Below are 17,205 nucleotides of genomic sequence, written 5' to 3' on the forward strand. Positions count from 1 at the left end.
TTCAGTTATTCTGATTTTACGTTTGGCTGTATTTGCTGTTTGTTCTTGCTCTCTCGATATTCCTGGACAGCTTCGCTCCACTGATTTCTGGCCATATTGACATATTTCATGTACCGGCTTTTGTCAGGATGTTCACTGACTGTAGAAAAATATTTGACAGCTTCATTGTATTTTCCTAGTCTGCGGTTCAATTCACCGATCAAATATAAAATCTGGATTTCCGGAGTCAATTCCGGATTGAAATCCGTATAAAGAAAAGATTGTTCATATTCGGTACAGGCCAGGTTCATAAATCTCATCTCTTCTTCAGCAATTCCGGCTCCGCGGTAAATCCACGCCAGGCGGTGACAGATCCTTGCCAGCACAACATGTTTTTCTTTAATCAGCTGGGCAAAGTAGATCGCTAGCTTAAACGTTCTGACTGCCATCTGATAATCCCGCTCTCCGCAGAAGTCTTTACTGTGATCCATCTTGCCGGAGATCTCCTCGAGGGTTTTTTTGCGAACATTTTGTGCCATGATTTTGGAAAAATCCTCTGTGAAAGAAAAACCACAATGAGGGCAGACCATGACATAGTAGAATAACGGACTATTGTCATCTTGCTCAAATATCTGACCAAAATCGCTGTCGACCTTGCGCGGCTTAATGAACCTTGACCGGATTTTCTTGGTCACGAATTCCTGACCGCATAAAAGGCATTCGACCTTTTTGTCGTAGAGAGGCTCGAGCTTTTCAGTTATATCCTTTTTATCCATCATAATCCTTATATTTCCTTCTCATCTTTAAAATTATCCTATCCATATTTTATTCTTTTTTTAGAAATAATCTATAGGTTATTTTTCGCGTCTTTTGGAGGTTTGGGCCCAAAAAACTGATAATAATGGCACTCAATTCTTCCATTATATAATTTCCGGCTTTTATCCCACCTTTTTTTAATGAACCTTTCTGGTTTTGGCAGCGAAGTGAGCATATGCAGGGACCAATCTTCGAGTCTCTCCAGAACCTCGCCAAGTTCCCGATAAGCAGTTTCAGCTTCTTCTGCTGTTCCAAGCCTTTGCCCGTATGGAGGATTCGTAATGATACAGCCATATTTAAATCTGGAGCGGACTTCTTTGACCGACAGCCTTTGAAAAAATATTTTTCCTTCCAGACCTGCTTCTCTGGTGTGTTCCCTGGCTAAGCGTAAAGCAGCTGGATCAATATCCGAACCATAGATTGCAAGTTCCTCATTTCTTTGCCAGAGATCTTCTGCTTCTTCTCTTGCTTTTCGCCAATGTTTTTCCGCAATGTTCGTCCATCGCTCAGCCGAAAATGCCCTGGCCAGACCAGGTGCCCGGTTCTGCCCGATAAAAGCCGCTTCAATCGGAATCGTTCCTGTTCCGCAAAAAGGATCCAGAAGAACACGGTCGGGGTTCCAGTAGCTAAGATAGGCCATTGCGGCAGCAAGTGTTTCTTTTAATGGAGCCTCCCCGGCCATTTGCCTATAGCCACGTTTGTTTAATCCCTTACCGGAAGTATCGATGGTCAGCGTAACAGTATCTTTCAGAATAGAGACCTGTACGGCATAGAGGGCTCCTGTCTCTTCAAACCAGCTGACGCCATAGGTATCCTTCAGTCTCTCCACAATCGCTTTCTTAACGATCGCCTGGCAGTCTGGAACACTATGCAGCTGAGATTTAACCGATTTTCCGGTCACCGGAAAACAGGCGTCCACCGGCAACCATTCCTCCCAGGGCAATGCTTTCGTTTGCTGGAATAATTCCTCAAAGCTCCGGGCTTCAAACTCACCCATCTTCAAACTGATACGGTCCGCACACCTCAGCCACAGATTGGCCCGGCAAATCCCTTCTTCATTTGTTGTCCATGATATCTTACCGTTCTGAACCTCTGTATTTTCATACCCCAGATTTTTAAGTTCCCGCGCAACGACAGCTTCAAGCCCAAATGCCGTTACTGCGACCAGTTCAACCCTTGCCATGCAAACACTCCAGTAAAGCTAAATTTTACGCATAATCTACACATCAAAAAAATTACAATATTTACTAACTTTTTTACGATAAATGACATTTCTTTCTGTAACCAAAATAAATGACAGGCTTTAAAACCATTGGAAATAAACGATTTTCTTCTAAAAAACAGTCAAATTATTTTTTTTCGGCCTTTGACAGGCATCAACATTTTTCTTCCTTATTGTAGTGTATACTGATAAAGGTTGCAAAATAAGAAAATTTTAGAAGGAGGAACGACAGTTGAGGCCTGTTGTAATGGTCATCGACGACGACACAAGTATAGCCAATCTTCTGTCAACAATGCTAATTAGCAACGGCTATACTCCAATTATCGCGTCAAATGGATATTCAGCTCTTACTATGCTGAAGAGCTGCCCTCACCCAACCTTGATTCTCACAGACTATTCCATGCCTATACTTAATGGCTGCGAATTTATTGAGAAGGTTTCAGTTCAAAAAAATCTGAAAGATATCCCGGTAATTATGATTTCCGGTTCAGATATTGAAGAAAGGAAGCTGCCGAAAACCACAAATTTCAAGGGGATTATCCAGAAACCGTTTAAAATCAATACGGTTCTTGACGTTATCAAGCATCACGCAATCAATCATTGCGATTCTTCACTCTATCCTGCTTAAATTCCAAACAGAGTTTGCACATTCATTGATATATCGGAAAAGGTATCAAGTCAATAATAACCATAATACGCAAAAAAGGCAAAATTAATGCCTTTTTTCTTTATCTTTAAGCAGCTGCTGTCTCAGCAGTGTTAAAAGTCTTTGTTTTTATAGATTCGGACAGAAACCTTGAACGAAAGTACCAACAGAACCATCCCAACAACAAGCATCATAAGGTAAATGACCGGACCGGCATACCCATTCAGTACCGCAGTAAGCTGCTCCAATCCCTGATTTGTGGTTTCCAATTCACCGGCAGGTATTTTTATCAACTGACCCATCGCGCCAATAAGCCCAAAAATAACAAACATAGAGATGAAATTGGCCCACCTGGAACGCATATAACCTAAACGGTAATAGAGCGGCAGGTAAATCGAAATATATATGCTCAGCAGCAGCACGACAATTCCAAGAAAACTTACAATGGCCTGGATACTGCCCGTCAGGCCGGGGAAATTAAATAGATAAAGAATCATACTTTCCGGAATGATGATAACCATGATAATCAGCGCATAGACAATTGCAGACAGATATTTGGCTAGAACAATTTCTTTTCTGTTAATCGGAAGACTGTTGATCATAATTTCCCCATTATACTTAAAATCATAACTATTTGCATAAATCAGCATGAAATATACACCTAACAAAAGTTGCACTCCCGCTATTCCCGGGCTTCTGTACATCGTGCCCGAGATCGAGATACACAAGAAGATAATAATGAAAATATTGCTTTTTTGGACCATTAAATCTTTTAGTATGATCCGCCACACTTTTACCTTACCCCCATTCTTGTTCTGTTAACTAGGTAAATCATAATTTCATCCAGCGTGGGCCTCTCGACAATCATCTTTTCTTTCAGTGCTGGCGAGATAACCTCTAAATCAGCTGTCAGCCCTTCAAAGCCGACACTACTTTTGCGCAGACCGATGAATTGTTTTTCCAGGGAGGAATCCAGCAGGTAATTGGGGCCTTTAACCAGAGAAAATCGCTCCAGAACCTGATCTTTTTCATTTGTAAATACAACGCTGCCCTGATTAATAAACGTTATATAATCTGCAATCCTCTCCAAATCTGAAGTAATATGCGTAGAAAAGAGTATGGCTTTATTTTCATCCTGCATCAGAAAGTAAAGAATTTCGAGCAATTCGTTTCTGAACACGGGATCCAGACCGGATGTCGGTTCATCCAGGATGATCAGCTCCGCCTGATGAGAAAGCGCCATGGCCAAAGAAAACTTTGTTTTCATTCCTTTGGACAACTTGTCAATTTTCTGTTTTGGGTTTAAGTCAAATTCTTTCAGGTACTTTTGAAATAAATGTTCATCCCAGTATTGATACATCGGTGCCACAATCTTTTTCATTTGCTCGATCGTCAATACGCCATAATAATGATTTTCATCGTAAACAAATCCGATTTTGTTTTTGATTTCTTTTTCACCTTTTACATGATCCAGACCAAATACTTTGATCTCCCCCCTATCTTTTTTCAGGAGATTCATGATCAGTTTAATCGTTGTGGTCTTGCCTGAGCCATTTGGCCCGATAAGCCCCATTACATAACCTTTTTCCAAACTGAATGTAACATCTGAAAGCTCAAACTCCGAAAAATATTTCCCTAATCCCTGGATTTCCAGGATCAGACTGCTGCTGTTCCTTCTGACAGGGTCTGTTTCGTTCACTTTATTATCCTCCTTATCTTACTTTGCCGGGGTCATATCGTCATAGACGTTCTTTAATATTTCTGTGATTTCAGCAAGGCTTAAATTCAGAAGCCTGCTTTCCTTGACAACGTCTTTCAACATTTCTTCAATTTGTTTTCGTTTATTTTTGATCCTTGCCTCACAGTTTTGCAGAGCAACAAAAGACCCTTTTCCCGGAACAGAGTAAATAAACTTCTCCCGTTCCAATTCCTCATAGACTCTTTTGGTTGTAATGACACTGATACGCAAATCCTTCCCAAGCTGCCTGATCGAAGGAAGCATTTCCCCCTCGGTCAGATCTCCCGCCAGGATCAATGTTTTGATCTGATTGATGATTTGCTGATAGATCGGTTCTCCGCTCATGTGTGAAATAATGATATTCATGCATCATCCTCATTTATTTAAAGCTAAACCCGGACAAGAGAGAGCATACTGTATATATATAATATATACAGTATGCTCTCTCTTGTCAACGATTCTTTATTGTCCGTTTCTTTCATAAAATTTAATAACCGTTTCAAAAGGCACTAATAAAAAGATATGTAAGACTATGTCGGAAAGGAGTAGCTATGCAGATAAAAACATTATTAAAGACCGCATGCGCCGTGGTTGTTGCCTTGCTAATCCAATATCTATATCTGGAAGGACCGGCAATTGCATCCTTCCAAAACGACCGGACGTATGAATATCAGGTGGATAATTATGCAGTCAAAGCACAATTTCCAGCTACAACTGAAGTGCATTTGACTCCCGACAAAGGAGAGGAAATGCGTCTGAACATCTATTTTACGGACAGTAAACTCAGCTTCAGGGGATATCTCCAGATCTGGCGGGCAGCCGACCTTGAGCATTTCCTTCAAGACAGCAAAGCCAGAAGTACTTATAACTTTATAAGTTATGTTCTAAAACGTACGTCCTTAAATCATTGGAACGGATTTGAAGAAAGCTGGTCAGCTGATTTTGGCGAAAATGTTATAAGCTCGCAGGAATACTGGCTGGAATTGAACGACAACAACGAAGTTGTCAGAATCTCCTTTTTTACCGATCAGGCTTTTTTCCCGGACAGCACGAGCAGCGCCATTCGTTCGATCCTGGATTCTATATCTGTCAAAAATCACTGATTTGTTTACTGCTCATCTTGTTAACTCACTCGTACCACGTCAACTCACTAGTTTCACCAGCACAATTTCTGGTCTGCTGCAGAACCTGAATGGGAAATGGGTACTTTCCCCTAAGCCGCAATTGATGATCATACTTGTGTTTTTATACCGAAACTCTCCATAATCATACTTTGGAAACAACGCTTGTCCCGGAACATAAATAGCCCCGAGCAGCGGGCAGCCTAATTTCTCCACCGTGCGTATGCCCGACAAGCACCAATTCTATGTCATCCCCGGCTGCTTTCGTTAAAATATCAGGAGCATGAGCCAGCAGTATTTTCGGGGCCTGATCGGATATCCGGCCTGTGGCCTTACTTAAGTCATCCCTGTGCGTATACGGATCATTGACCCCGACGATCCAGATATGGGAATTTCCGATGCTGTACGTATACGCCTCGTTTTGAAGAACATGCACTCCCTCATTAATCAGAGGCTCCTGGATATGAAAATGATACCGCCATTCGTGATTGCCCGACACAAAGAAAATCGGTTTGGGACGAAGCCCTTGAATCAATTCCCGGCCATATCTTTTGCTATGCAAATCCGTCAGATGCAGAATTGTGAATCCCTCAAATTCTTTGGGTAAGTTGGCAATCGAAACGCGGTACTTGGTTACAGCAACTGAATGCCGCTCATAATATAGAAAAAAGGTGGTTCCGATTATCCCGATTCCACCTGCAATGAACTGACGGCGAGTCAAATGATATTTACACAGAAGATGACCTCCCTCCACCCCGGCCGTTTCTCTGATCTTTTAGGGAATGACTGGATTCAGTGATATAATACTGTTATTATACATGATCAATGTCTTCTTTCCTAATCTTACCACAGGGAGGAATTGCCTTTGCTACAGGTTAACGGTGAAATAGAAGGTATAAAAAACAGTATTCTTGAAAAATTAAACAGTTTCTATACTTACCAAATCCCTAGAGACCATTTGTGGACACAGGAACTCATTGAACAACTTGCCGAAATCTCTTCGCAGGTGAACAAGGAAATTGCCGTGTATGCCGACCGCAAAGGCCGGATCACCGATGTCAGCATAGGAAATCACAGTACCGTGAAGCTGGCTGAAGTGGAGCAGAAACGCAGCCTGCAGCGCCTTTCAGGCACCCGTTGTATTCACACCCATCCGAAGAGCAGCGGTTTATTATCTTCCATGGACATCAGTTCTCTAAAGCAGTTGAATCTCGATGCAATGATCGCCATCGGGATCCGGAATAACCGGGCTGAAGATCTTTATGTTGGCATTCTGTCACCCACGAACATTGAGGAGGTCAATATTTTCGGACCCCTTGCGGCTGATATAGATGACTTTGCGTTGCTCTTTCAAAATATCGAAGATGCCGACAATGTACTCAGGAAATTGCCTGCAGAAAAAGCCAAAACAAGTGAACGTACCATACTGGTTGGACTGCAGACACGGTACAGCAGAGACCTATACGGAATCAGTGAAGCGGAAGTCTCGTTTGCTGAACTCGAAGAACTGGCCAAAACAGCCGACGCCTTGATTGTTGGCCATTTAATGCAAAAAAAAGAAACCCGCGATTCCTCAACGATCATCGGCCCGGGCAAGCTCGAGGAACTTCAGCAAATGATTCAGACACGCCAGGCTGATCTGGTTATCTTCGACGAAGAATTAACCGGCACCCAGCAGCGCATCCTGGAAGAAAAGCTGGGGTTGAAAGTTCTGTCCCGTACAGGCCTGATTCTGGATATATTCGCCCAGCATGCCCGTTCCAGGGAAGGAATCCTGCAAGTAGAGCTAGCCCAGCTCGAATATAGACTTCCCCGCCTGACAGGAACCGGGGTGGCGCTTTCCCGTCTGGGAGGCGGCATCGGAACAAGGGGACCGGGTGAAACAAAACTGGAAACCGACCGTCGTCATATTCGCTCCCGGATCGCTCATCTGAGAGAACGCCTTGACGACATCCGTAGACAACGCGGCATTCTCCGCGGAAACCGCCAAAAAAACAATATCCCGGTTCTGTCCATTGTCGGTTATACCAATGCCGGGAAATCTACCCTTTTAAATGCGTTGTGCGGCTCGGATGTCTTGGCCGAGGACAAACTGTTTGCTACGCTTGATCCGACAACCCGCAAGCTTCCCTTAAATAACGGCAGTACGGTCCTGCTTTCCGATACGGTAGGCTTTATTCGAAGACTTCCGCCTAATTTGCTCGATGCCTTTAAATCAACCCTGGAGGAAGTCGTATTATCCGACCAGATTTTGATTGTGGCTGATGCTGCTGATCCTCAGGTCGAAGACCACATCCGGATTGTCGATGAAATCCTGGCAGAACTTGGTGCAGGCAGTAAACCGACCCTGATTGTCCTCAACAAAGTTGACCGTTTGCATCCGGACAACCGGATCAGCTTGTGGCGCGAAACTCGGCCTGTTGTAGAAATTTCTGCTTTGCAGAGGAGCGGGTTGGAAGAACTGAAGCAGGCCATCGAGAAAGAACTGTTCAGTGACCTCATTCGGGTTAGTCTGGAAATTTCTGTTTCCGATGGAGCCGCATTGGCCTGGCTATATGCGAATACGAAAGTTCTTGAAGTCGTCTATGACGAACAAGTTACCCACGTCGAAGCGGAACTCGCCGCTTCCTTACTGAGCACTGTGGAGAGGTATAGAGTCTCTGCTCCATGATAGCACTGTTATGCCTCTGAACCAGTACCACTGCCTTTCGCTTTTCGTTCTATTACAGTTGACTTACGCCTACTTCAATTAACAAACCAATGGTAAGCAAAATCCCAAAAAGTGTATTGGTCTGAGCCACACTTTTCATTCCCGGCATCATTTCAGCCGGGAATTTTTTATTGCGGAATCCGTTCAAGGCCTGAAGAGCATTCGGAATACTCAGCAGGACCAATAGTGCCCAGACAGGCAGAACACCTGCCAGGGTAAGTACCACTACCCAAAGATTGGCCACCAGGAACATTCCCGCCATGAATTGTACAGCTCTGCGGTGTCCCAACAGAATGGCGAGTGTATGACGCCCGTTCAGCTGATCCCCTTCCCGGTCTCGTATGTTGTTGGACATCATGATTGCTCCGATTAGAATCAGATTCGGAACAGAAATTAAAAAGACGTCCCAGTTAATGCTGCCGGTCTGAACAAAATAGGCAATCAAAATAATTCCTGATCCCATAAAGAGCCCGGCCAGCAATTCTCCAAAAGGAGTATAGGCAATCGGGTAAGGCCCACCTGTGTACAAATAACCGACAGCCATACAGCCCAAGCCAATCAGGGCCAGCCACCAACTGCTGCTACTGCAGATGTAAATACCCAGCAGTGATGCAATTAGCAAACAAACCAAAGCCAGACTCAGAACTGTCCCTGCTTTTATTCCGTCCCTGGTTATCGCACCGGCGATGCCAACGGATTCCGCTGTATCCAGTCCCCGGATAAAATCGTAATACTCATTAAACATATTCGTGGCTGCCTGGATTAAGATTGAAGCAATCAGCATTGCCGCTACCAGTCCCCAGTTTAAGCCGTTTCTAATCTGCCAAGCCAGTACCGAACCAATCAGAACCGGTATGAATGAGGCCGTAAGGGTGTGCGGACGAAACAGCCGCCATAAAACCTCCCTGCGGTTTGATTGCATCTTGGCCCCCGAAGAGGATGATTTCGTTTCCATTATGATTGCTCCTTTGATTTAGTCTATGATTATTCAGTTCCTCATCATTCATTCGAAGTTCGTGTTTTATCTTGTGCTGGTCAGAAGCTTAAAGCCGAGTGCTCCGAAGATGGTTGCCGAGACAATATTCATAACCTTGGAAAACCCGGGCTTCTTTAAAATCCAATTTCCTAGAGAGCCGGCCGAGTAACCGATAAATCCAAAAATCAGCGCAACAAGCCCCATAAAGATAAGCCCTAAGAATATCATCTGCAAAGGAACGCTGCCAAATTCAGAATTGACAAACTGCGGCAGGAATGCCAGGAAAAAAAGGGCAACTTTCGGATTGAAAACATTCATATAGAAACCTCGCAGCAGCAGGCCGCGGTGATGGGGCCCTTGTTTGTCAACACCGGCAGTCAGTGGGTCATTCCGATGTTTGATCGCTTTATATGCCAAATAAAAAAGATAAAGTACCCCGCAGGTTTTAAACAGAACAAAGGCGACTTCTGACGTCTTGAATATGACAGATAGCCCCAGCGCCGCGGCCAACGTATGAACCGAATTGCCCAACGTCAGCCCGATTGAAGTAAAAATACCTGCCTTCTTTCCCTTGGCTATACCCTGGGTTATCAAAAATACAATGTCCGGACCGGGTGCCAGGATCAGTACAATGGACGAGGTAATAAACAGCAGGACCGCAGATAATGAAAACACGTTCAGTTCTTCCTCTCTTGATCTAAAGTTCCGGATCGATTGCCTTTGGGCAGCAGCCTGTAAACTTCGGCATAGATTTCGCTTAAGGGAAGGTTATGCTCCCTGGCAAGTCTTTTACAGTCTTCATATTCAGGTTTCGATTTGATTCTTTCCGCATCCAAATAAGAACATTTTACATTGACCGGACCGTACCGGGTCTGCACCAGCATATTCTCCCGGCAGAGCATCGTTTTTTCAACCGGATAACTGCGCAAGCCAATCGCCGATGTTTCCCGCAAAATAACTTCCCCGACAGCTGAAATCCCTTCCTTATTGACTAAGGCGCTTAATTTTGACCCCGGCCGCCCCTTCTTCATGATCACCGGGGTTTTAAAGACGTCCAGGGCTCCAACAGCAACCATCTTTTCTTCAATATATTCATAGAATTCCGGATTCATATCATCAATATTCGTTTCCAGCATCCACTGTCTTTCCTGCTGTCTGAATCCGGGAGCAGTCTTTTCCGCTCTCTCCCCAAGATATACCCGTAGAATATTGGGTATTTCCAAATCCCGCCGGCCAATCCCATAACCGGTCCGGTGAATGATCAGATCCGCATTGTCCGTATATTCTTGAACATTCGCAGCCAGAATAGCCGCTCCTGTAGGCGTCGTCGTCTCAAAAGGCACGATTCCGGTCTTTACCGGGACGCCCTGGAGCAGCTCTGTTACGGCCGGTGCAGGAACCGGAAGCAGGCCATGCTTACAGCGCACAAATCCACCACCAAGTTCCACTTTGGAAGCGATGATCCTGTCAGCTTGCAAGTATTCCAGGCAAACAGCCGACCCGACAATATCCAGAATCGCATCCACGGCCCCGACCTCATGAAAATGGACTTGATCGGCCTTTATTCCATGGACCCTTGCTTCCGCATCCGCCAGAATGGCAAATGTCCGGATGCTTCTGTCTTTCACAGCTGCTGATAAATCACTTTCCCTGATCATTTTAGTGATATCAGCCAACGTTCTCGCCTGCTGGCCGGAATGGTGGCTCACGGGGTCTCCAACCGTTATCTCTACGCGTGTGCCTTCAATTCCATGTTTGCTTTCAGAACAGATGTTCATTGTATATTGCTCATTGATTTGAAGTTTAGCCAGCTCAGCGAGCAGATGATCCTCTGGGACGCCAAGATCGAGCATCGCTCCGAGATTCATATCTCCACTTATGCCGCTGAAACAGTCATAATAGATAACTTTCATCAGCCACCTCTTTTTACAGTTGCCACTACATTCATTCCCAAAAAATCCACCGCCGGAATGAGTACTGAAATAATCAGTCCCAGGATGAACATATCCAACATTCTGATACCCTCTTTGAATCTTATTATACAAAATATCTTCGCTTAAAAATATCCCATTAGAAAAAAATAATCCCGTAACCGGTAATCATAGGCCCCTACAGCGGCCTGATCTGCGCCAATCCATGTATAACATAAGAAAGCCCTTGTCAGACGGCAACCATATACCCTGCACGACAAATATGCCCCCAAAAGAAAGAACCGGAGAAAAATGAACAATAATATCAACAAACCCTAAGCATCTTCTTGCTTAGGGTTTGTTCTATGTGGAACATCCATAAATTGAGCTTATAAAGTCTTTGCCATCTCATTTAATTCTCCACACATTGCGGTAATTTCCTCAATGCTTGCTGTGACTTGTTCTGTTGCTGCGGCCTGTTCCTGGCTGGCATGCAATGAACTTTTACTCATATCTCCAGCATCATTCACTTTAGCTTTGATGGTATCCGTTAATTCCTGGATCCGGGGAACAGTGCTCTTAGATTGTTCTGAAAGCTTTCTTATTTCTTCCGCCACAACACCAAATCCTCTGCCTGATTCCCCGGCTCGGGCGGCCTCAATTGCTGCGTTCAGACCAAGCATTTTTGTCTCGTCCGCTATTTCTTTTATGAAGACAGAAACCTTATTAATTTCTTCAGAAAGGCCGATAATTTCCTTAATATTGTTGTTCAGATTTTGTTCGTTGGAGTGAATACTCGTAGCCTCCGCTGCGAGCTCTTCAATCGCTGCAGAAATTGCAGACAAGCCGTCTTCAAGATTTCCTGAAATAATGCGCAGGTGTGCTGCTGTTTTTTTGGGGATAATGACTCCCAGAGAAGCGACTATTTCGTCAGGATTGTCTTCGTCAAAGAGCGGGTAATTTGTTTCTAAAACAGGGAAACCATATATCTCTGCTCCACCTTCTTTTGAAATAGGCTTTTTCGTTTTGATGGTCCGGGCAGCAACATCTTCTTCCAGAATAGCATGACCAACAGGAAGAGATGATATATCAAATTTTTGAGAAGCCTGCCGGTAAACAACTTGAGTTAAATCCGTCATGTAAATAACCGAACCTTCATCGAACATCTCAGCCAAAACAGGAGCAAAATCCTTAAAGGCAGCAGCCACAGGGTGTAATTTCGGTAGAAAAACAGAAAATGCACCGAAAACATTGTCAGTATCATCAATAATTGGCATAGCGACAATGATGAGCCGTTGACCATAGACGGTCCGGGGAACATTCTGTGAGACTGTTTTTTTATTACGCACTGCATTCATCATCACGCCGTTGCTCTCAACATGATTCCCGACCTCAAACGAATCTAAGTGGAAAGAATCTGAAGAGAATCTCCAAACAACCGTATCTCCTTCCGTTACGCAAAACATAATTCCGCCCGGAACCAAATGGCCTAGGGTTTCTGCCAAGAATTTGCATGAATCTAAAGCCGAAAACTTAATCATATTTGTTCCTCCATTTTTAACTAACAGATGCAAATATTTCGTTTTTTAATTTCGTGACATCCAGAAGCATAATCAAGCGATCCTCAACTTTACAGATCCCTTTGATGCAATTATTGCCTAAATGAGCAATTTCGACATATAAGCTTTCGATGGACTCTTCACCTACACTCAGAACCTCGGAAACGTCATCCACAATATTGCCTAAAAGCATTCCTTCCAGGTTAAGTACCAGCAACCGGCTGTCATTTTCTGTTTCCGTGTTTTCAACACCAAATCTTTTTCTAAGGTCTACCACGGGAATAACCTGATCTCTGAGGTTTAACATACCTTCTATGAAAGAAGGCATGTTCGGCACTTTGGTAATGTTTTTGGGAATTCGTATTATTTCCTGGGCACAAAAAATGTCAATGCCGTAATATTCTTTGCCCACAGCAAACACCACCATTTGAATATTTTTCAACATATCACCTCCTTTTTTATAGTTATTTATATCGTATTTTTTATGCTATCGTTTAAATGGGTTATATCAAAATGATAGACTAAAGCTAATAATCCCAAACAGAAACTTTTTTAATAAATTTAAAATATTTTTCCAAAATAAGAAAAAAGCAACAAACATTATTATAGCTTTATAAATAATTAATATTGATAAAATATTTAGATAATTGAAACAATATTTGGCTAAACGTACTAGATAAAAGAGGAAAGGAGAAAAATGTGATGCAGCAGAAAGAAATAGTCAGAAAAATTGTCGAAACATTTTATGGTGCTACAGAAATTACAACCTTGTACATCCCGTTAACACTGGTTAATCGCCCTTCAATTCTAAGAGGATCCAACTATACATTCTTGATGGACTATTTTGAGTTTGGTGAAATCATCAATTTTCTTACAGCTTTGTTTGAACAAGACTCTTTTGACTTGAATACTTATCATACTGTTATTACCAAGAACTTCTTTGTCTATAACATTGTGATGATCGGGTACAAAACAAAAAAAATAGGAGCGGTGGTTTCTGGGCCGCTCATCGTTCATGATCCTCCAGAAATAGTTCTGGATAATATTCTCAGGTCTCAATTATTATCCTTTCAGAAAAAGCAGGAGTTCAAGACCGCATTGAAAACAGTGCCTTTGACCACTTTAAAACGTATTGATTACCTAGGAAGATTTCTCCTTGTGTTATGTAAACCCAATATCAAGACATTAGTCGGCTCGAAGCAAAATTTTCACTGCTGGGAAGAAAGAGATCCCAAGGCAGGATATAAGAATTTGCTTAATCCCTGTCTGGAGGAGGATAGAAAAAGCCATTATGACATGATTTATTTTTTTCTTAAGAGTGCTAGAGATAACATCATCCGCGGAGATGAAAAAGGAATACAACTGCTTCTCAGAAAATCCGGGGACTTGCTATGGCAAACACGGGCCTACGATGAGCAATATATTTCTTCCCTAAAATTAAATTGCATCATTACAGGCAGCATCTGCTGTCTTTACGCCATTCAGGGAAATGCTCCCTATGAACGGATGATGTCTCTGCTGGAGCGTTTTATTGTCAAGATAAATAAACAGAGTTCACCTGAAGAGATTATTATTCAAATGGTAGAAATCTCTAAAGTGTTTACACACGCCGTTTCTGTCTTAACCTGTAAGGAATATTCGATCCATATAAACCGGGCTTTACAGTATATCAAACGTTATTATGCTGAAAAGATCACTTTAAATCAGCTGGCCAGGTATCTTAGCTTAAGCCCTTCATATCTTTCCAGTCAAATAAACAAAGAAACACACTTAACACTTGCAGGCAATATTAATAAAATCCGGATTGAGCAAAGCAAGGATCTTTTGCTGAATTCCAATAAGCCCATTAAGGAGATTGCTGATGCGGTGGGGTATAACTATCAAAACCATTTTAATTCTATTTTTAAAGGCATAGTTGGGATGACCCCACTAGAATTTCGAAAAAAAGGATTCTTAAGATAAATTAAAACATCCGGCACATTGCTTAAATGCCCGAACGTTTTTTAGTCTCTATTATTAAATTTCTGGGAACAAGTCTTTTATTTATTCGGATGTCATCTAATCTCCAATATCGGAGATTTCTTTAAGTTTCTTGCTTCGTGGCGTATACGCGGGCACACCTAACGGCTTACAATGTCAAATTGTCAAGGTGTAGGTGTCGTTTGACCATAGGTCAAAATTTAGAGCGAATAAAGAAGTGCATTGCAAATGGCTGCAGCAACATTGCTTCCGCCTTTTCGGCCTCTGGCTACGATATAGGGAACGCCGGAAAGCATGATCAGCTCTTTAGACTGCACAACGTTGACAAAGCCGACGGGAACTCCAATCACCAGCACCGGCTTAATCTGTCCTGAGCGAATAAGCTGGTCCAGTCTGATCAGTGCTGTCGGTGCATTTCCGACGGCGATGATCAACGGTTCCGGAATGGTACTGGCCTTCTCCATGCAAACAGCCGCGCGTGTGCTGCCCTTTTCCTTTGCTTCCTGTGCTACATCCTGATCGGATATAAAGCAGTAAACCTTTCCGCCATATGCGCCTAGTTTGCCGGCATTAATTCCAACGCTGGCCATTTTTGTATCTGTTAATATCGATGCCCCATTTTTAATGGCACTAAGCGCAATCTGCACGACATTGTCGGAAAAACACAAGTTATGGACATAATCAAAATCCGCCGAAGTATGGATCACCCGCTTGATGATTGGGGCTTTCTCCATATCCAGTTGAATATCCCCAAGCTCTTCCGTGATGATCTCAAAGCTTCTTTTTTCAATCTCCTCTGGCAGTACATTTTCAAATCGATGCTCCATGATTATTTACCTTCCTACTTTTTCTGGGTTAATATTTGGGGGCGCATTTTGATCCATGGCTTATTTTAGCTTTCTTTATGCGCTATGCTTACTCCAACAGGCCAGACCGATAACACAAACACTGGGTTCTGTCCCGTAAAGAGATGATAATTCGCCAGTTTTCTGGCTTTGGAGACCATTACTTGAACAATCTCTACGTCATAAACAGTCTGATCGTTATAGTAATCCATGGCTTCATTCAGGGTTTCCAGCGTAATTGCATTGATAACAATTCCCGCAACCGGGTTTTTGGCATAAACCATATCGAGTATTTCCTTCAAATTACCGCTGCTGCCGCCGATAAAAACCCTATCCGGGGGCGGAAGCTCTGCAATACCGTCCGGTGCCGTATTTTTGATAACAACAAGATTTTTTACACCGAATTTCTCTTTATTCCTTTGGATGAGCTCTACCGCCTGATCTTTTTTTTCGATCGCATAGACAAATCCATCCGACTGCTGCAGTGCCATTTCAAGTGCAACAGAACCGGTCCCGGCGCCAATGTCGTAGGTGGTATCACCCTGGCGGAGACGTAGCTTAGAGAGAGAAACCGCCCGGACCTCCTGTTTGGTCATCGGCACATCACCACGCACAAACCATTCATCTGGAAGCCCGTGCGTGATGCAGGCCCGGTCCAGCGGCGTAACATTTTCGATTATCATGACGCTCAGTGAGGCGAAAGGCTGTTCAATAAATTCTTGGGCCTTTCCGATGCAAATCCTCTCATCCGGATAAGATAGGTTTTCACCAATACTTACTTTGACATGAGCTAAGCCGAAATCACACAGTCTCCTGCAGATGGATTCCGGATTCTGGTCTCCACCTGTCAGAACGAATACCTTCTTGTTATTTGTCACTTTTCCAACGATATTATTGGCTCTGCCATGCAGGCTGCAGATCACGGCATCATCCCAGGCAGTTCTGAGCTTCGAGGCAAAATACTGAAGTGATCCAATTCCGCAAATCAAGCGGATGTTTGGTGAAGCCACGAGGTTTTCGGATTCCAGAGTACCGAGGAGCGACTTTGCCAGGCTGTAGAAGCCAACATCCCCAGATACCAGAACAGAAACTTCATAGGAGCATGTGCCGACCGATTGCAGCGTATGCAGAAGTTCCCTGATCTGCCGATCCTGGGTCGCATAATATAAGTCTTTTCCATCTGCTAAGTTCATCAATCCTGCCAGGATACGCTTATCACCAATCAGACATTGGCTTCGTTCTATTGCCTCCGCTGCCTCACGAGTCAGCTGCAGGAGATTGCCTGGGCCCATGCCAATGATGTTCAGCTGCAGCATTTTGCGTCACCGCTCATTTCCTTTATCCGATCGACAACAATTTGTGCAAGTCTCTTATCTGCCCCCAAAGTTTGTCCAAAGCTGATTTTTACATTGGGGTATTCTTTCAAGAATTCATCAATTTCAGCCGGAATATCCTCCAGGATATGAATACCAGCAAACAGGAAATACGGAATGACCTTGATCTCTGTAACTCCCCGGTCAACAAGTTTTTTCAGGCCAGTTTCCAGATTGTTAGCGGAGAATTGTAAGAACGCATATTCAATTAAATTAGTATTGAGTCCAGACTTCAGTTCTTCCTTAACCATCTCAATGATTTTCTGCAGCGTATTTTCCGTTTCACTTTGTCTGCTACCGTGAGCTAAGATTAAAATTCCCGTCATCGCA

The 17,205-nt window shown here is 43.4% G+C and carries 17 protein-coding genes and 1 pseudogene; 4 read left to right on the plus strand and 14 right to left on the minus strand.

Going from position 1 to position 17,205, the window contains the following annotated elements; translation table 11 throughout:
* Positions 1 to 5: 5 nt before the first annotated feature.
* Positions 6 to 758 (minus strand): DUF2225 domain-containing protein, encoded by a 753-nt coding sequence (locus A7D23_RS03090; RefSeq protein WP_019225018.1) that lies wholly within the window; start codon positions 756 to 758, stop codon positions 6 to 8.
* Between the two features lie 68 nt (positions 759 to 826).
* A complete protein-coding gene (locus tag A7D23_RS03095) occupies positions 827 to 1,978 on the minus strand; it encodes a class I SAM-dependent RNA methyltransferase (protein WP_019225019.1) in 1,152 nt (383 codons plus the stop codon).
* Between the two features lie 271 nt (positions 1,979 to 2,249).
* On the opposite strand from A7D23_RS03095, the gene A7D23_RS15535 reads away from it, so the two are divergent.
* The gene (locus A7D23_RS15535) at positions 2,250 to 2,645 is read left to right on the plus strand and encodes a response regulator (RefSeq protein WP_019225020.1); all 396 of its coding nucleotides are present in this window, start codon (positions 2,250 to 2,252) and stop codon (positions 2,643 to 2,645) included.
* Positions 2,646 to 2,776: 131 nt separating this feature from the next.
* Here the strand turns inward: A7D23_RS15535 and A7D23_RS03105 are convergent, their stop codons facing one another.
* The 3 genes from A7D23_RS03105 to A7D23_RS03115 are packed head-to-tail and all read right to left on the minus strand — an operon-like array spanning position 2,777 to position 4,767.
* On the minus strand, positions 2,777 to 3,454 hold the full coding sequence (locus A7D23_RS03105) for an ABC-2 transporter permease (RefSeq protein ID WP_019225021.1): 678 nt from the start codon (positions 3,452 to 3,454) through the stop codon (positions 2,777 to 2,779).
* A gap of 2 nt (positions 3,455 to 3,456) precedes the next feature.
* Positions 3,457 to 4,362: an ABC transporter ATP-binding protein gene (locus A7D23_RS03110; RefSeq protein WP_019225022.1), complete on the minus strand. Its 906-nt coding sequence runs from the start codon at positions 4,360 to 4,362 to the stop codon at positions 3,457 to 3,459.
* Positions 4,363 to 4,380: 18 nt separating this feature from the next.
* A complete protein-coding gene (locus tag A7D23_RS03115; RefSeq protein ID WP_019225023.1) occupies positions 4,381 to 4,767 on the minus strand; it encodes a GntR family transcriptional regulator in 387 nt (128 codons plus the stop codon).
* A 185-nt stretch (positions 4,768 to 4,952) separates the two neighbouring features.
* Between A7D23_RS03115 and A7D23_RS03120 the strand changes: the two genes are divergently transcribed.
* On the plus strand, positions 4,953 to 5,504 hold the full coding sequence (locus A7D23_RS03120; protein WP_019225024.1) for a hypothetical protein: 552 nt from the start codon (positions 4,953 to 4,955) through the stop codon (positions 5,502 to 5,504).
* 39 nt (positions 5,505 to 5,543) lie between these two features.
* Here the strand turns inward: A7D23_RS03120 and A7D23_RS03125 are convergent.
* Positions 5,544 to 6,276 (minus strand): annotated as a pseudogene (locus A7D23_RS03125) (metallophosphoesterase).
* A 111-nt stretch (positions 6,277 to 6,387) separates the two neighbouring features.
* Between A7D23_RS03125 and hflX the strand changes: the two are divergent.
* Complete coding sequence (hflX, locus tag A7D23_RS03130; RefSeq protein ID WP_019225025.1) at positions 6,388 to 8,193, plus strand: GTPase HflX; 1,806 nt, start codon at positions 6,388 to 6,390, stop codon at positions 8,191 to 8,193.
* Positions 8,194 to 8,245: 52 nt separating this feature from the next.
* Here hflX and A7D23_RS03135 read toward each other — a convergent pair whose 3' ends face one another.
* The 5 genes from A7D23_RS03135 to A7D23_RS03155 all read right to left on the minus strand — a co-directional run bounded on the left by A7D23_RS03135 (position 8,246) and on the right by A7D23_RS03155 (position 13,122).
* A complete protein-coding gene (locus A7D23_RS03135; RefSeq protein WP_019225026.1) occupies positions 8,246 to 9,187 on the minus strand; it encodes a 1,4-dihydroxy-2-naphthoate polyprenyltransferase in 942 nt (313 codons plus the stop codon).
* Between the two features lie 66 nt (positions 9,188 to 9,253).
* Positions 9,254 to 9,883 (minus strand): LysE family translocator, encoded by a 630-nt coding sequence (locus A7D23_RS03140; protein ID WP_019225027.1) that lies wholly within the window; start codon positions 9,881 to 9,883, stop codon positions 9,254 to 9,256.
* A 2-nt stretch (positions 9,884 to 9,885) separates the two neighbouring features.
* Positions 9,886 to 11,121, minus strand: a complete 1,236-nt coding sequence (larC, locus tag A7D23_RS03145; RefSeq protein ID WP_019225028.1) for a nickel pincer cofactor biosynthesis protein LarC — start codon at positions 11,119 to 11,121, stop codon at positions 9,886 to 9,888.
* A gap of 386 nt (positions 11,122 to 11,507) precedes the next feature.
* Positions 11,508 to 12,659: a methyl-accepting chemotaxis protein gene (locus tag A7D23_RS03150; protein WP_019225030.1), complete on the minus strand. Its 1,152-nt coding sequence runs from the start codon at positions 12,657 to 12,659 to the stop codon at positions 11,508 to 11,510.
* A 16-nt stretch (positions 12,660 to 12,675) separates the two neighbouring features.
* The gene (locus A7D23_RS03155) at positions 12,676 to 13,122 is read right to left on the minus strand and encodes a chemotaxis protein CheW (protein ID WP_019225031.1); all 447 of its coding nucleotides are present in this window, start codon (positions 13,120 to 13,122) and stop codon (positions 12,676 to 12,678) included.
* Between the two features lie 257 nt (positions 13,123 to 13,379).
* Here A7D23_RS03155 and A7D23_RS16350 point away from each other — a divergent pair, with 257 nt between their 5' ends.
* Positions 13,380 to 14,639 carry an AraC family transcriptional regulator gene (locus A7D23_RS16350; protein ID WP_019225032.1) on the plus strand — a complete coding sequence of 420 codons (1,260 nt, stop codon included), beginning with the start codon at positions 13,380 to 13,382 and terminating at the stop codon, positions 14,637 to 14,639.
* Positions 14,640 to 14,857: 218 nt separating this feature from the next.
* Here A7D23_RS16350 and A7D23_RS03165 read toward each other — a convergent pair whose 3' ends face one another.
* From A7D23_RS03165 to A7D23_RS03175, 3 genes are all read right to left on the minus strand, one after another.
* Complete coding sequence (locus tag A7D23_RS03165; RefSeq protein WP_015044961.1) at positions 14,858 to 15,484, minus strand: precorrin-8X methylmutase; 627 nt, start codon at positions 15,482 to 15,484, stop codon at positions 14,858 to 14,860.
* Between the two features lie 65 nt (positions 15,485 to 15,549).
* Complete coding sequence (locus A7D23_RS03170; protein ID WP_019225033.1) at positions 15,550 to 16,818, minus strand: bifunctional cobalt-precorrin-7 (C(5))-methyltransferase/cobalt-precorrin-6B (C(15))-methyltransferase; 1,269 nt, start codon at positions 16,816 to 16,818, stop codon at positions 15,550 to 15,552.
* Positions 16,806 to 17,201, minus strand: a complete 396-nt coding sequence (locus A7D23_RS03175; RefSeq protein WP_019225034.1) for a CbiX/SirB N-terminal domain-containing protein — start codon at positions 17,199 to 17,201, stop codon at positions 16,806 to 16,808. Before A7D23_RS03175 ends, A7D23_RS03170 begins: the two co-directional genes overlap by 13 nt.
* Between the last annotated feature and the right edge of the window lie 4 nt (positions 17,202 to 17,205).

Origin of the sequence: Dehalobacter sp. TeCB1, assembly GCF_001707455.1 — a bacterium.
GTDB lineage: Bacteria > Bacillota > Desulfitobacteriia > Desulfitobacteriales > Syntrophobotulaceae > Dehalobacter > Dehalobacter restrictus.

Excerpts from the sequence above, each read along its gene's own strand:
- A7D23_RS03135 (WP_019225026.1), bottom strand. The coding sequence starts at position 9,187 with ATGGAAACGAAATCATCCTCTTCGGGGGCCAAGATGCAATCAAACCGC.
- larC (WP_019225028.1), bottom strand. The coding sequence starts at position 11,121 with ATGAAAGTTATCTATTATGACTGTTTCAGCGGCATAAGTGGAGATATG.
- A7D23_RS03115 (WP_019225023.1), bottom strand. The coding sequence starts at position 4,767 with ATGAATATCATTATTTCACACATGAGCGGAGAACCGATCTATCAGCAA.
- A7D23_RS03170 (WP_019225033.1), bottom strand. The coding sequence starts at position 16,818 with ATGCTGCAGCTGAACATCATTGGCATGGGCCCAGGCAATCTCCTGCAG.
- A7D23_RS03155 (WP_019225031.1), bottom strand. The coding sequence starts at position 13,122 with ATGTTGAAAAATATTCAAATGGTGGTGTTTGCTGTGGGCAAAGAATAT.
- A7D23_RS03150 (WP_019225030.1), bottom strand. The coding sequence starts at position 12,659 with ATGATTAAGTTTTCGGCTTTAGATTCATGCAAATTCTTGGCAGAAACC.
- A7D23_RS03095 (WP_019225019.1), bottom strand. The coding sequence starts at position 1,978 with ATGGCAAGGGTTGAACTGGTCGCAGTAACGGCATTTGGGCTTGAAGCT.
- A7D23_RS03090 (WP_019225018.1), bottom strand. The coding sequence starts at position 758 with ATGATGGATAAAAAGGATATAACTGAAAAGCTCGAGCCTCTCTACGAC.
- A7D23_RS03165 (WP_015044961.1), bottom strand. The coding sequence starts at position 15,484 with ATGGAGCATCGATTTGAAAATGTACTGCCAGAGGAGATTGAAAAAAGA.
- A7D23_RS03120 (WP_019225024.1), top strand. The coding sequence starts at position 4,953 with ATGCAGATAAAAACATTATTAAAGACCGCATGCGCCGTGGTTGTTGCC.
- A7D23_RS03175 (WP_019225034.1), bottom strand. The coding sequence starts at position 17,201 with ATGACGGGAATTTTAATCTTAGCTCACGGTAGCAGACAAAGTGAAACG.
- A7D23_RS16350 (WP_019225032.1), top strand. The coding sequence starts at position 13,380 with ATGCAGCAGAAAGAAATAGTCAGAAAAATTGTCGAAACATTTTATGGT.